At 50.6% G+C, this 13,950-nt stretch carries 13 protein-coding genes; 3 read left to right on the forward strand and 10 right to left on the reverse strand.

What is annotated here, in order from left to right; all coding sequences use genetic code 11:
* The coding region (locus VFS25_RS20860; protein ID WP_326464116.1) for a glycoside hydrolase family 3 C-terminal domain-containing protein at positions 1 to 1,003 on the forward strand (1,003 nt) is incomplete at its 5' end.
* Between the two features lie 129 nt (positions 1,004 to 1,132).
* On the opposite strand, the gene VFS25_RS20865 is transcribed toward VFS25_RS20860, so the two are convergent.
* From VFS25_RS20865 to zwf, 7 genes are all read right to left on the reverse strand, one after another.
* Entirely contained in the window at positions 1,133 to 1,630 is a 498-nt protein-coding gene (locus VFS25_RS20865) for a DinB family protein (RefSeq protein ID WP_326464117.1), read from the reverse strand.
* A 157-nt stretch (positions 1,631 to 1,787) separates the two neighbouring features.
* Complete coding sequence (locus VFS25_RS20870; protein ID WP_326464118.1) at positions 1,788 to 2,483, reverse strand: hypothetical protein; 696 nt, start codon at positions 2,481 to 2,483, stop codon at positions 1,788 to 1,790.
* Between the two features lie 128 nt (positions 2,484 to 2,611).
* Positions 2,612 to 3,343, reverse strand: a complete 732-nt coding sequence (locus VFS25_RS20875; RefSeq protein WP_326464119.1) for an intradiol ring-cleavage dioxygenase — start codon at positions 3,341 to 3,343, stop codon at positions 2,612 to 2,614.
* A gap of 211 nt (positions 3,344 to 3,554) precedes the next feature.
* On the reverse strand, positions 3,555 to 4,322 hold the full coding sequence (locus tag VFS25_RS20880) for a DUF1080 domain-containing protein (RefSeq protein WP_326464120.1): 768 nt from the start codon (positions 4,320 to 4,322) through the stop codon (positions 3,555 to 3,557).
* An 84-nt stretch (positions 4,323 to 4,406) separates the two neighbouring features.
* The gene (locus VFS25_RS20885; protein ID WP_326464121.1) at positions 4,407 to 4,940 is read right to left on the reverse strand and encodes a DsbA family protein; all 534 of its coding nucleotides are present in this window, start codon (positions 4,938 to 4,940) and stop codon (positions 4,407 to 4,409) included.
* Positions 4,941 to 4,950: 10 nt separating this feature from the next.
* Entirely contained in the window at positions 4,951 to 5,430 is a 480-nt protein-coding gene (locus VFS25_RS20890; protein WP_326464122.1) for a redoxin domain-containing protein, read from the reverse strand.
* 185 nt (positions 5,431 to 5,615) lie between these two features.
* On the reverse strand, positions 5,616 to 7,133 hold the full coding sequence (gene zwf, locus VFS25_RS20895) for a glucose-6-phosphate dehydrogenase (protein WP_326464123.1): 1,518 nt from the start codon (positions 7,131 to 7,133) through the stop codon (positions 5,616 to 5,618).
* Between the two features lie 259 nt (positions 7,134 to 7,392).
* Between zwf and VFS25_RS20900 the strand changes: the two genes are divergently transcribed.
* Positions 7,393 to 8,154 carry a hypothetical protein gene (locus tag VFS25_RS20900; protein ID WP_326464124.1) on the forward strand — a complete coding sequence of 254 codons (762 nt, stop codon included), beginning with the start codon at positions 7,393 to 7,395 and terminating at the stop codon, positions 8,152 to 8,154.
* A gap of 1 nt (position 8,155) precedes the next feature.
* Here the strand turns inward: VFS25_RS20900 and VFS25_RS20905 are convergent, their stop codons facing one another.
* Both VFS25_RS20905 and VFS25_RS20910 read right to left on the reverse strand, forming a co-directional pair.
* Positions 8,156 to 8,923, reverse strand: coding sequence for a TIGR03915 family putative DNA repair protein (locus VFS25_RS20905; protein WP_326464125.1), 768 nt, complete (start codon positions 8,921 to 8,923; stop codon positions 8,156 to 8,158).
* 3 nt (positions 8,924 to 8,926) lie between these two features.
* Positions 8,927 to 10,177: a putative DNA modification/repair radical SAM protein gene (locus tag VFS25_RS20910; protein ID WP_326464126.1), complete on the reverse strand. Its 1,251-nt coding sequence runs from the start codon at positions 10,175 to 10,177 to the stop codon at positions 8,927 to 8,929.
* A 234-nt stretch (positions 10,178 to 10,411) separates the two neighbouring features.
* Here VFS25_RS20910 and VFS25_RS20915 point away from each other — a divergent pair, with 234 nt between their 5' ends.
* Complete coding sequence (locus tag VFS25_RS20915; protein WP_326464127.1) at positions 10,412 to 11,176, forward strand: SDR family NAD(P)-dependent oxidoreductase; 765 nt, start codon at positions 10,412 to 10,414, stop codon at positions 11,174 to 11,176.
* 316 nt (positions 11,177 to 11,492) lie between these two features.
* Here VFS25_RS20915 and VFS25_RS20920 read toward each other — a convergent pair whose 3' ends face one another.
* On the reverse strand, positions 11,493 to 12,389 hold the full coding sequence (locus VFS25_RS20920; RefSeq protein WP_326464128.1) for an SDR family oxidoreductase: 897 nt from the start codon (positions 12,387 to 12,389) through the stop codon (positions 11,493 to 11,495).
* Between the last annotated feature and the right edge of the window lie 1,561 nt (positions 12,390 to 13,950).

Raw genomic sequence — 13,950 nt, forward strand, 5'->3', positions numbered from 1 at the left:
CGCCAGTGTAGATGCCCTGCTGGGTAACTACTACGGGGTTAACAATAACCTGGTGACCCTGCTTGAAGGCATAGCCGCGCAAATACCTGCCGGCAGCCAGCTGCAGTACCGTCCCGGCGCGCTGCTGGACCGGCCGAATGTAAATCCCATTGACTGGACTACAGACGAAGCAAAGAATGTGGATGCTACCATTGTGGTGCTGGGCATTACCGGCCTGCTGGAAGGGGAGGAAGGAGAGTCCATTGCATCGCCCTCATATGGCGACCGGCTGGATTATAACATTCCACAGAACCAGGTGGATTTTTTAAGGAAGATGAAAAAGGATAACAGCAAGCCTGTAATTGCCGTTATTACTGGCGGCAGCCCTATGAACCTGGCCCAGGTGCAGGAGCTGGCAGATGCTGTGCTGCTGGTATGGTACCCGGGTGAGGAAGGCGGCAATGCAGTGGCAGATGTAATATTCGGTAAAGTATCGCCTTCGGGGAGGCTGCCGGTTACTTTCCCCAAATCGCTGGAGCAGCTGCCGCCGTATGAAGATTATTCCATGAAAGGCAGAACCTACCGTTACATGAAGGCCGGGCCTTTATATCCCTTTGGCTTCGGGTTGAGCTATACCCGTTTTGCCTACAGCAATTTGCGTATAAGCAATAGCGTTATTAAGAAAGGTCAGCCGGTTACTGCTACGGTAACTGTTACCAATACCGGTAAAATGGTCGGCGATGAGGTAGTACAGCTGTACCTTACCCATCCTGATGCCGGTGCAGATGCGCCATTGTATGCGCTGAAAGGTTTTAAGCGTATTACACTGGCCCCTGGCAACAGCACAAACGTATCTTTTACCATAACGCCGGATATGATGCAGCTGATAGATGAACAGGGAACAGCCGTATTGCCTGCCGGTAAAATACTGCTACAGATAGGCGGCGCCCTGCCGGGCAAAAGAAGCGCCGAGTTGGGCGCCGCACCTGGGGTGCAGGCGGAAGTGAGAGTGGAGAGAATGTAAAATCATGAATGTAAAATGTAGAATGTAAAAGTGAATGGGCAATGTTCCATTGTGTTAATAATGCATTTATGTAAGCAATGATACACTGCCTTGTTACTTTTACATTCTACATTTAAAATTTTACATTCTTCAGAAGTTCATCTCATCTGCGCTGGGGCCGTAGCTGCCGGGAATGGGCACTTCCAGCAGGCGCAGGTACACGCCCAGCTGCGCGCGGTGGTGTACGGTTTGGCAGTAAGCCATGCGCAGCACATCTGCTTTTGAGTCGGTGCTGTATACCTGGTCGCCGCTGCGCAGGGTCCACATATCGTTCAGCTGCGCATCTGTTGCCTGGGAAAGCGCAGCCCGGCCTTTTGCCAGCGACCGGTCAAAATAAGCCATCAGCTCATCTTTGCTATTAATGGTTTCTGGTTTGTAAGGGTTTTGTGCAAAATCCAGCTCACTGGTTTGCAGCGTCATTTCTACCCAGCCTGGCAGCTCGGCCACATGTGTTGCCAGCCATTTCAGGGTACCGCTTTTAGGATGGGGTTTCCAGTCAAACTTTTCTTCCGGTACGCGTTCCAGCATTTTGCGGGTAGTTACCGCTTCCTTTTCAAGCTCTTTCTGTAACATTTGGATCTGTGTCATAGTAGGTTGTGTTTTGTAATACAAAGCAACTACGGGGGTATGACAACAGTATGTCAGCAGGATTTGCAGGAAGTAATTTTTTTTTGAGAAAGGGTATATTCCTATGCAGCCGGCCTGCAAGCCGCTATCGTCGGTGGCCTGGCGTGCAGGCAGCTGTTTACGGCTGTTCTTCCATTAAAGCTACTTCTGCCAGCAGCACAATAGCGTCGTTGGAAAGGGCTTCCAGCTCCACCTCCTGTATATTCCATAATGCCAGTCCATCCCCGGCATTCAGCAGCCGGTGCTGCACTTCAAAAGCGCCTTCCAGCACAAACACAAATAAGCCGTGGCCGTGGCGGGTAATGGTATGTACTGCCGTGGCGCGGCCATTGAACATGCCAATATATGTTTGCGATCCCATAGCAATCAGCTGGTCTTTATGCTGCTGCAGGTCAAAGTTGGTGAGCTGCGCCACGGTAATGTCGGTACGTGTTCCGCATTTGAACCACCATTGTAAAAAGTTTACCAGGGCGGTATCATACGGGTTGGTGATGGTAAGCACGGCGCCTTTACGCCCGGCATAATACAGGCTTTGCCCTGCTGTTACCAGTCCTGACTGGCCGGTATGGTCCTGCCAGCTAATGGCGCCTACCGTGGGCACCAGTAAAATGTCGGTAGCTGCCTGCAGGCTCAGTGAAATGCTTTTGCCGCCTTCCAGGGTATCTTCATGCAGGGCATACAATGCGCCAAAAGGTGTTTTATGCTTATTATAAAACCCTTCTGCATTAAAGGTAAGATAGCGCCGGTGCCCGGCCTGTTCCTGCAGCCCTCTTTCGTGTGCCAGGAATATTTTTCCCTGTGATTGCGGTAGCATATTATGAAAGCGGCTTTATATCATGAAGTTAAGGAAGGGTGTATCATTCAGCGCCACCAGCAGCTGGTTGCCGATGGTATTGCGCCTGCAAACGGATATGCTGTTTTACCATCGGGCCGTTATTATGGTCATGCGCTTACATAAACCGTGTGCGTGAGCGTGTACCCTTCCGCTACGCTGCCGGTAACAGTAGCCAGCTCGTTGCTTAAAGAATCGCTGAACACCATGTCGGCGGTGTTGGCCGTATCTTGCCTGCCGTGTGCTTTATAATCATCTGCTGTAGTATATACGGTATCGCATACTTCAGCAGGGAAGGCGATTTGCGTTACCAGCAGGGAGGTGCCGCCGGCATTGTACACATGCACATGTATATGCGGCGCCCTGCCGGAATACCAGCCCGGGAAAATACTGGTAAAGGTAACAAGTCCGTCCGTATCAGTGGTTTGCCTGCCGCGCAGAAAGTGGGAATTGGTGTAGTCAACGCCGGAATAGCCGGCCTGGCCCGTGGTATACTCAGAATAGTAGCCCAGGGCGGTACAGTGCCATATGTCAACCAATGCGCCGGACAGCGCATTGCAGCTGTTGTTGGTGTTCCTGATATAGATCTTTACCGTAAGCGGTACGCCTGCCTGCCCGTCTGCAATATTGCTTCTTACATAAGAGGATGGGCTTTTGGTAGGATAGGGACCTGCGGTTTCCGTAGGTGTTACTGAGCAGGACCCGCTGCTGCCGGTGTCTTCGCCGGTAGTGGCGGCGGCAGTTGTGGTGTCGTTATCCTTTCTGCAGGATTTGGCCAGCGGCGCAATAATGGCGAGGCCTAAAGTGGCTAAGCTGTTCTTTAAAAAGAGCTTTCTTTCCATACAATAGTTTTAAAAGGTTCCTGTATTTGCGTTGATCGCGGTGTATTGATAATGTAAAGATTGGGGGAAGCGGGGAGGTAAAATGTTATCTGCCGTTAAAGGAAGGGTTTGTGCCGATAAAAAAAGGTCCCGCGCCATGCAGCGCGGGACCTTTTTGAAGGTAAAATATCAAATCTTACATCTAAAATGTAAAAGTGGTGAGGCGGTGTTCCTACAGCTCTCTTACCCATATATTACGGTAGCTGAGGGGCTCACTTTTATCACCGTGGGCCTGCAGCTTAATGGGAGCAGGGCCGTGCGCGGCGCCTTCATAAGTGGCCTTGCCTATATAGCGGGTAGGGCCTTTTAATTCAGTATTGTTTTGTACCAGCACACCGTTGTGGAATACGGTTACGCGGGCAGGTGATTTCAGGGAGCCGTCGTCGTTAAAGCGGGGAGCGGTCCATATTACATCATATGACTGCCACTCACCGGGTTTTTTACAGGCGTTTACCAGCGGCGGTGTTTGTTTGTACATGCTGCCGGCCTGCCCGTTCACGTAGGTGGCGTTGTTATAGTTATCCAATACCTGCAGCTCGTAACCGGCATCGCCGTTGCCAATAGAGGCCAGGAAAATGCCGCTGTTGCCGCGCGCCTGGCCGGAGCCGGTGATGTTGGAGGGTATGCGGTATTCGATATGCAGCTGGTAATCGGTAAAGGTGCGTTTGGTTTGGATGTTGCCCTGGGTTTTGTCAACGGTTAAAATGTGGTCGGCTACTTTCCATTTGGCAGGTTCTCCTTTGTCTACACTCACCCACTCATTCAGGTTGGTGCCGTCAAAAAGTTTAATAGCGTCAGAGGGCGCGTCGGCATTGGTTTTGCCGGGCGTAACTACTTTTGGAACCGGTGACCATACCTCTGTTTCTTCAGGTTTGGTCTGAGCGAACGCGGAAGTGCCCAGCAGCGCTGCAGCTGCTGCTAAAATTAGTGTCTTATGCATGATCTCAATAAATTTAATGCACTAAATTAACCTTCTAATCGATAAGTTGCCAGCATAAATTTGCGGGAAAACGGATGAGCGGTTTTAACGCTGCTGGGGTATTACGGCCTCCACGGCCTGTAAAAGCGATTCATAGGTTTCATCATACGACACTTTTTCCCCGTTCAGGAAAAAAGTAGGCGTACCATTTACGCCGCTGCGGATGCCGCTTTCAAAATCAGCTTCCACTTTTTGTTTAACGGCTTCGCTTCTCCAGTCCTGCGCAAACTGCTGCATATCCAGGTCCAGCGCTGCCGCAAAGTCAATAAAGCTGTTGCCGTGCAGGTTGTCCTGGTGCTCAAATATCATATCGTGCATCAGCCAGAACTTACCCTGCCTGCCTGCTGCTTCCGCGGCCAGTGCCGCCATGTAAGCGGCGGGGTGTGCTTCCTGCAGGGGAAAGTTGCGGAATACGAACAGCAGGTCCTTTTCTTTTTCTGCCAGTAATCTTTTGATGAACGGATAGGCAATGCCGCAGTGCCGGCACTGGTAATCACCGTATTCCACTAATGTAACAGGTGCGCCAGGGTGGCCGGTTTGCTGGTCTTTGCCAGATACGGGAGTTTTTAATGCTGACATAAGCTGCGTTTTAATGCTGACTATTATCCATGGTTTCCAGTGCCTGCAAAATGCCGTCTGCACCGGGGTTAATGCCGTCGGGTGAAAGGTAGCTCCATTGTATTACGCCCTGCTCGTCTATCACAAACAGCGCGCGTTTGCTCTGTCCTTCCTTCTCATCATAAGCGCCGTACAGGCGCGATACTTCGCCTTTTGGCTCAAAATCCGCCAGCAGGGGAAAGTGTAAATGGCGGTCCTTTTCAAAGGCCAGGTGGCACCATTTACTGTCTACAGAAATGCCTATTACTTCTGCGTTATGTTGCTGAAAAAGTTTGCGGGCTTCGTTATACAATGCCATCTGATCGCTGCATACCGGGCTCCAGTCGGCCGGGTAAAAAGCCAGTATAACCCGTTTGCCTTTCAGGTCGCGCAGTTTCAGGCGCTGGTCCGGCGTGCAGTACAACTCAAAATCCGGTGCAGTAGTGCCTTTTGCTAAAATGGTTTCAGCCATAGTGTTGTGTTTTGTAAAGGATGTAACTGAACACTACGAATATCATACCGTTGCTGCCGGACAGGGCCTTGGCAAACAGCAGGGCTTGCGGCACCAGCGCAAAGCGGGTTATTACAACGGCCGGTGAATGCCGTGACTGTAATACCGGCTGCGCGAACGTGGATTTTTATGCACAGGCGCAGCCGCTAACAATCATCATCCTTGCCCATGGTGTGGGAGGTCCAGGTGTGGCCTTGCCGGGCTATCAGCGCTTCTGCATTTTCCGGCCCCCAGGTGCCGGCCTGGTAGTTGGGAAAGTCGAGTGACTCATGCGCCTCCCAGTTTTCCAGTATGGGGGTAATTACATCCCAGGCGGTGAGCACCTGGTCGGAGCGCATGAACAGCGTAGCATCGCCGCGCAGGGCATCCAGCAGCAGGGTTTCATACGCCTCGGGTGTTTTCGTAGTGGTGTTAGTGTAGTGGAACACCATCTCAACAGGGTTCAGGCTCATTTCCAGCCCCTGCTTTTTGGCGGTAAAGCGCAAACGGATATCCATATGCGGCTGTATGTTTATCACCAGCCGGTTGGGCGTAAGGTTATCGGCATATTTATCCGGGAAGGTGGAGTGCGGCACCGGCCGGAACTGGATGGTGATGGAAGATGTTTTTTCCTGCATACGCTTGCCGGTGCGCAGGTAAAAAGGCACATCCTGCCAGCGCCAGTTATCCAGGTAAAATTTAACGGCAGCGTAGGTTTCGGTATGCGAGTCGGGGTTTACGCCCGGCTCTTCGCGATAGCCCGGCACTTTTTTGCCCTGCAGCCAGCCCGGCCCGTATTGCCCGCGTACCGCGTACTTATACACTTCTTCATGTTTAATGGGCCGTATGGCGCGCAGCACATCTACCTTACGGTTGCGTATTTCCTCTGCTTCAAAAGATACCGGCGGCTCCATGGCTATCATACAAAGTATCTGCAGCAGGTGGTTCTGTATCATATCGCGCAGGGCGCCTGCGCCTTCATAATAGCTGCCGCGCTGCTCCACGCCCACCTGCTCCGCCACGGTGATCTGCACATAATCAATATAGCTGCGATTCCACAATGGCTCAAACAGGGCGTTGGCAAAACGGAAAGCCAGTATGTTCTGTACTGTTTCCTTACCCAGGTAATGGTCTATACGGTATATCTGGTTTTCAGGAAAAATACCGGTGATCAGGTCATTCAGGGCTGTGGCGGTTTCTTTATTATGGCCAAACGGCTTTTCTATAATGATCCTGTCGCCCTGCGGATTATTGGCCAGCCCGGTGCGTCCCAGGTTAGAGGTAACAGGGCCGATGAAATGCGGGGCTACAGACAGGTAAAACAACCGGTCGGCCCGGGCGCCCCTGGTTTCATCCAGCGTATGCAGCTGTTTTTCGAGCGTTGAATAAAACGCGGGATCATTAATATCTGATTTCAGGTAATGTACTTTGGATTTAAAGGCATGCCATGCCGCTGGTTCCGGCTCGCCGCTGCGCGAAAACTCTGTTAGCCCGTTCAGCAGGTGCTGGTGATAGGCGTCATCATTATAATCTTCCAGGCCCAAACCTATGATGTTAAAGCTTTCCGGCATCCAGCCTTCAATAAAAAGGTTGTAAAAGGCGGGTATCAGCTTCCGTTTGGACAAGTCGCCCGTACCGCCGAAAATAACAATCGCAGAAGGGGTTGATTTTTGTACAGGTTTCATCTGTTAATTTTTTATTTTTCTACCGGTCAGTGAAACTTACCACGATAAAATGTTCATTCGCCATGAAAATTTTATTGCGGAGGTTTCATACAAGCATGCGTTTATAATAACAGGAAAGATACTAATTAACAAAGGAATATCCATTTTTACAAAAGGTTGGGCGCGCAGGTGCGTGGGGTAAATGTTGTATTTAACATTCCTGTTTTATGGAAATATTTTTTTTATCTTTATATAACACTTACTTAACGCTATCCATCCTATGAAAAAACTACTTGCCTTTGCGGCGCTGTTGTACTGCAATGCCGCTTTTTCCCAAACACCGGCCGAAGATGAGTTAAAGCTGTTAGTTGCATTAAAATCGCTTAACCATTGGGTAAGCTTTAAAGAGAACAGTAACAAAGATTCCCTGCAGGAAGCCAACCGTTTTTTCCGGGAAAGCCTGCTGGCCGTCACCTCCCACAACCCCGCTACTTTAACTTATGAATTTAAAGCGTTGCAGGCAGAGGGGTTAAAGATTGCCAGTTCGGAAGATAACACCTTCCGCATTTACTCCTGGCCTACCGGCGGCGGCGCGGCCCGTTTCGGCAACCTGTTCCAGTACAAAATCGGCAACAAGGTAAATGCAGTGCTGAAGCAGGACGATGCGGCTGCACCCGGTTACTGGTACTCTGACGTATACCCGAAAAAAGCCGGCGGTAAAAACTACTACATCAGCATCAGCAACGCCACCCATTCAGCACACGACACGTACCAGGGCATCCGCATATTTGCAACGGACCGTAATGGGCTGAACGATACCTTATCGGTTATTAAAACCGACAAGAAAACCAGCAGTGAGCTGGGATTCACCTATGATATTAATACAGTACCCAAAAAGCGCGGTAAACCGGTTGACCTGATTGAGTATGATAATAAAACCGGCACCCTATCTTTTCCCGATGTTGCGGAAGATGGCACGGTGAGAAGCAAAAAGCTGAAATACCGTTTTGTAGGCCGTTATTTTGTGAATGTGAAGGAGTAGGTTAGCCGGGTAATTTTTCCACCAGGTTTTTCCAGTACCGGCGGGGCATGTGCTGTACATGCAATTTCATATTCTTACGCGCGGCTATGTTGGTGCTGCCGAAATAAGTTTTCCATAAAGATTGATAAAGGTCTTCCTGCTCATCGTGCAAGGTGTGCAGGGAGGCCTTGTCGTTTAAAGCAGCGGCAAAATCAATAGTTACTTCGCTAACGCACTGCAGGTTGTAGTACAGGCCGTATTTGCGGCGGGCATCATAAATCAGCCAGTGCTGGTCGGCGTAGCGGTCTTCAAAATGCCGGCTCACCAGCGGCAGCACGTTAAAGTCCGGTTCCACAACAGCGTAAAACAGCCCGTCTTTTGTTTTTTGAAAGCGGATAAAGGCTTCCATACGGTGCTTTTCCCGGCCTACCTTATGCACCAGCTGCTGTAGCCATAGCACATCGGGATGGCTGTAATCTGTTGCCATGTTTTTCCCGGCCTGCAGCGCATACTGTATATAGCGGAACAGGCGGTTTTCGGCTCCTGGCTGGCCCGACAGCAGCACACGGCATATGTTGGCCAACCCGTCTTCAGGCAGCTGCGCCTGCAGCTTGTTAATGACCCGCATTGCTTTGGCGCTGCTGGTGTGTACCGTATGCGGCCTGGCAAACAGGCTTACCGGCGCCGCACCTTCCGGCCGGATGTCCGGATCTTTTATTTTGTATTCATATATCTCAAACACCGCGGTGAAAAAGCCTTCAAAGCTACGGTCATATACAACGGTTTGCATGGTTCAGAACAATTTCAGCTGTGGTGAAAAATCCGGCCTGTATTTGCTGCGGCTTTCCTGCAGTATCATTTCCCGCAGCTGCATGGGCTGATAGTCTTTTAGTAAATGGTGGTCGCTGGTGGTGATAAAGTACCGTGCGCGGTTAACGGAAACGCCTATCTTTTGCAGGTGGTGCATGCCCAAGCGGCTGAATTTGCGGGCTTCGCATATTTTTTGGGCAGATTGGATGCCAATGCCCGGCACGCGCATAATGAGCATGTAATCGGCCGTGTTAATGTCAACAGGAAACAGGTGCAGGTTGCGCAGGGCCCAGCTTAGCTTGGGATCTGTTTGTGCATCCAGCAGGGGCTCGTGGGGCGATACAATTTCATCTACCTGGAAGTGATAGAACCGCATGAGCCAGTCGGCCTGGTACAGCCGGTTCTCCCGTATAAAGGGCACGGGCGTGCCCACGGCGGGCAGGCGGCTGTCGTTGCTCACCGGTACATAGCCGGAGTAGTACACCCGCTTTAAATGCATTTTCCGGTAAAAGAAGTGCGCCATGTACAGTATCTGGAAGTCGGTTTCCGGCGTGGCGCCAATGACCATTTGCGTGCTTTGCCCGGCGGGCGCCAGCACCGGCGCTTTTTTGTGCTGCTTTTGCTCTTCCGCGTTTTGTATAAGGGCCTGATCTATGTACCGCATGGGCTTCAGCATGTCGTCGCGCTTTTTGTCGGGCGCCAGCAGCTGCAGGCTTTCTTTTGTGGGCATTTCCACGTTTACGCTCAGGCGGTCGGCATACAGGGCGGCCTGCTGCATCAGCTCATCACTGGCGCCGGGAATGGTTTTCAGGTGTATGTAGCCGTTAAACCGGTGCTCGGTGCGCAGCTTTTTAGCTGCCAGCACCAGGCGCTCCATGGTGTAATCAGCGTTCTTAAAAATGCCGGAGCTGAGAAACAATCCCTCAATATAGTTACGGCGGTAAAAGTTGATGGTAAGATCTACCACCTCCTGTACTGTAAAGGCTACCCGTTGAATATCGTTGCTTTTACGGCTGATGCAGTAGGCGCAGTCATAAATACAGAAATTGGTAAGCAGTATTTTCAGGAGGCTTACACAGCGCCCATCCTCCGTATAGGCGTGGCAGATGCCGCTGGATGCATTTCCCAAACCCTTGTTCTCGTTTTTACGATCGCTGCCGCTGCTGGCGCAGCTCACATCATATTTAGCCGCATCTGACAAAATAGCCAGCTTTTCACTGATCCGTTCGCTCATGGTATGCTGTGTTAAAAGAACAGCTCTGTAAATATATGTCAAAATACTAAAAAAATTAGCATTTTGATATTGGAAATAAGCAGCCATAATTCAAGGTACGGTACCGGTTGGCAGTGGGAGGATGGCGGAGCTGAACCGGACGGGCGTGGGATAAATACTGAAGATAACACCATTGCCGGGCCGTTGCGGTTTGTATTTTTGCTGCGTTAAAAGTTCACACAAAACATTTTCTATATGACACCAACAAACAAGATCGCGCTGGTAACCGGCGGTAGCCGCGGCCTGGGCAAGGATATGGCCCTGAACCTGGCAAAGAAAGGCAACCATGTAATTATTACCTATAACAGCCAGCAGGGCGCTGCACAGGAAGTAGTAAGCGCTATTGAGAAGCAGGGCCTTAAAGCAGCCGCACTGCAGCTGAACACCGGGGCGGTAGAGGGTTTTGACAAATTTGTGGAAGCGCTGAAAAGCACCCTGCAAACCACCTTTAATGCAACGCAGCTCCACTACCTGGTAAACAATGCCGGCACCGGCGTTCACCAGTCTTTTGCCACTACTACAGAGGCGCAGTTCGACGAGCTGGTGAACATTCACCTCAAAGGTGTATTCTTTCTTACGCAAAAATTATTGCCGGTGATAGCCGATGGCGGCGCTATTGTAAATGTATCGAGTGGACTGGCCCGTTTCAGCACGCCCGGCTATTCGGCTTATGCTGCTATGAAAGGCGCTATAGAAGTGCTTACGCGTTATATGGCCAAAGAGCTGGGCGCCAGGGGCATCCGTGCTAATATTATTGCACCGGGGGCAATTGAAACGGATTTTGCCGGCGGCACAGTGCGGGATAATGCACAGGTGAACGCTCAAATTGCTTCCCAGACTGCATTAGGCAGGGTAGGGCTGCCGGAGGATATAGGCAGCGTGGTAGCGTTCCTTTGCAGCGATGATGCCCGTTGGGTAACGGCGCAGCGGGTAGAAGCTTCCGGCGGTATGTTTTTGTAACATGGAATAAAATGGAAGCGGCCGAATGAATGTAAAATCATCAATGTAAAATGTAAAAGTAAAATGCCATGAGCGGCGGCATTTTACTTTTACATTTAGTATTTAAAATTTACATTACGTTCTTTCCACTCTTTGCAGCTTAACCTGAAAACCGTAACGGATGCCCAGCTGTATCTGCCAGGGATTACCGCCCGGTACTATCAGATGGCGTTTATGTTCACCAGCTTGTGTGGTTGATGCAAATAATAAGTAAAGCCTGCCGTTTGCAACACTTGTTTTGCAAACGGCAGGCTGCGTATATAGTTGTCAGTACCGTTTAAATAGTAGGCATACCACCGGTTACCTGCACGGTGGCGCCGGACATATAGCTGCCTTCCTGGCTGGCCAGCAGCACAAAAGCCGGGGCCACCTCTGCCGGTTGACCGGCACGTCCCAGCGGTGTGTTTTTACCAAATTTTTCTACATGATCTGCCGGGAAGCTGCCTGGTATCAGCGGTGTCCAGATGGGGCCGGGAGCTACGCAGTTCACCCGTATTCCTTTTTCACCCCACAGCTGCGCCAGGGTAGCGGTAAAGTTTTGTATGGCGGCTTTGGTGGCAGTGTAAGGTATTAATGTAGGCCGTGGCGTATAGGCGTTCACGGAAGTAGTGTTAATAACGGCGCTGCCGGGCTTGAGGTATGGTTCTGCCGCCTTACACAGGTAGAACATAGCATGTATGTTTGTTTTAAATGTGTATTCCCATTCTTCGGTGGGTATTTCCTGCAGGGATTTATACTCCATCTGGTAAGCGGCATTATTTACCAGTATGTCTAAACCGCCCAGCTCCCGCACGGCTGTTTCAACCAGCTCTTTGCAGTGCGCTTCTTCGCTAATATCGCCGGGCACCAGCACAGCCTTGCGGCCTACATCTTCCACGTATTTGGCGGTTTCCCGTGCATCTTCATCTTCTTTCAGGTAAGAGATCAGCACATCTGCTCCTTCCCTGGCAAAAGCAATGGCTACAGCTTTACCAATACCGGAGTCGGCCCCGGTAATAATAGCTTTACGTCCTTCCAAACGGCCGCTGCCTTTATAGGTAGTTTCGCCGTGGTCAGGTTTGGGGTTCATTTCCTGTTCTGTGCCCGGCATGGCCTGCTCCTGTGCAGGAAAGGATTTAGGATATTGTTCTGTAGGGTTTTGTACCCCCGGTTTTTCAGCGGTTTTTGTTGCCATAGTACAATAATTTTATGATGAACAAATTTTTTCTATATACAGGAAGGACTATTATCATGCCAGGGGATAATGGCCGGCGCTGTTATAAATCCGCCAGGGACGCAGGAGAGAGGGTGACAGCTACGCTTCTGCCTGCTCTACAGCGGAGCGTTGAATTTTGTGGACAGTTTTTTGGGAGCAGAAAGCAGGTAACAAAAAGCTTTCAAGATTGGTCGGGGTGGAGAACCTTGCGGGTTTGCAAACAATATGCATTCAGGAGATGTGTTTCTCCCGCAGGTCCAAACTACGAACTGCGCCCGGCTGGTTGGTAATACTATGCAGCATGCTATATCACCCCGGCTATTAGTTGCTATTATACTTCATCAAGTCATCGCGCCGGGCAAGGTTCTTCGTTTTGGACCTGCTATGGAGAAACGCCTGCCGGCAGTGTGGGTATCTCCGCGCTTTCGCAGCAGGTTCCGGTGGGGGACTTTGCCTGTTTGCAGACAGTATGTATCTAAGATAAGTGTGTTTCTCCAGCAGCAGGTTCCGGTGGAGAACCTTGTGGGTTTGCAAACAATATGCATTAGGAGATGTGTTTCTCCCGCAGGTCCAAACTACGCACTGCGCCCGGCTGGTTGGTAATACTATGCGGCATGCTATATCACCCCAGCTGTCAGTTGCTATTATACTTCATCAAGTCATCGCGCCGGGCAAGGTGCTCCGTTTTGGACCTGCTATGGAGAAACGCCTGTGGGCAGTGTGGGCATCTCCGCGCTTTCGCAGCGGGTTCCGGTGGAGGAGTTTGCCTGTTTGCAGACAGTATGTATCTAGGAGATTGTGTTTTTCCCGCAGCGGGTTCCGGTGGAGAACCTTGCGGGGTTGCAAACAGTATGTATTCAGCAAGTGTGTTTCTCCCGTAGGTCCAAACACGCACTGCGCCCGGCTGGTTGGTAATACTATGCAGCATGCTATAACACCCGGGCTGTTAGTTGCTATTATACTTCATCAAGTCATCGCGCCGGGCAAGGTGCTCCGTTTTGGACCTGCTATGGAGAAACGCCTGCTGGCAGTGTGGTCATCTCCGCGCTTTCGCAGCGGGTTCCGGTGGAGAACCTTGCCTGGCGCCACAACTGATGAAGCCAGGCAGCTTACTGCAGTTGCCGTATATTCAACGCTCAATAGTTGTTCTAATCAGCCAGGCCCAGTTCGGAACCGGAAGCGCGAGAAAGCACAAAGCACAAAGCACAAAGCAGAAGGCATAAAGCAAAAATCAAAAATCAAAAATCAAAAAGCACAAAGTAGAAATCAAAAAGCATAGCGTGAAAAACAAAAATCCACTGAATTTTATACAATTTTTCCCTCCCGCTGTCCTATTTCGTTTTCCTCATTTGTTATACCAGTATAAAACCATAATAACATGAGAAAGCTAAGCGTATTTAACTTTATGACCCTGAACGGTTTTTACAAAGGCCCCGGGGAAGACATCAGCTGGCACAAGCAACAGATTACGGCCGAAGAAAATGAATTTGCCAAAACAGGCGCACAATCGGGCTCCATCCTACTGCTGGGCCGCGTTACC

Source organism: Chitinophaga sp. (assembly GCF_035761305.1).
Classification (GTDB): domain Bacteria; phylum Bacteroidota; class Bacteroidia; order Chitinophagales; family Chitinophagaceae; genus Chitinophaga.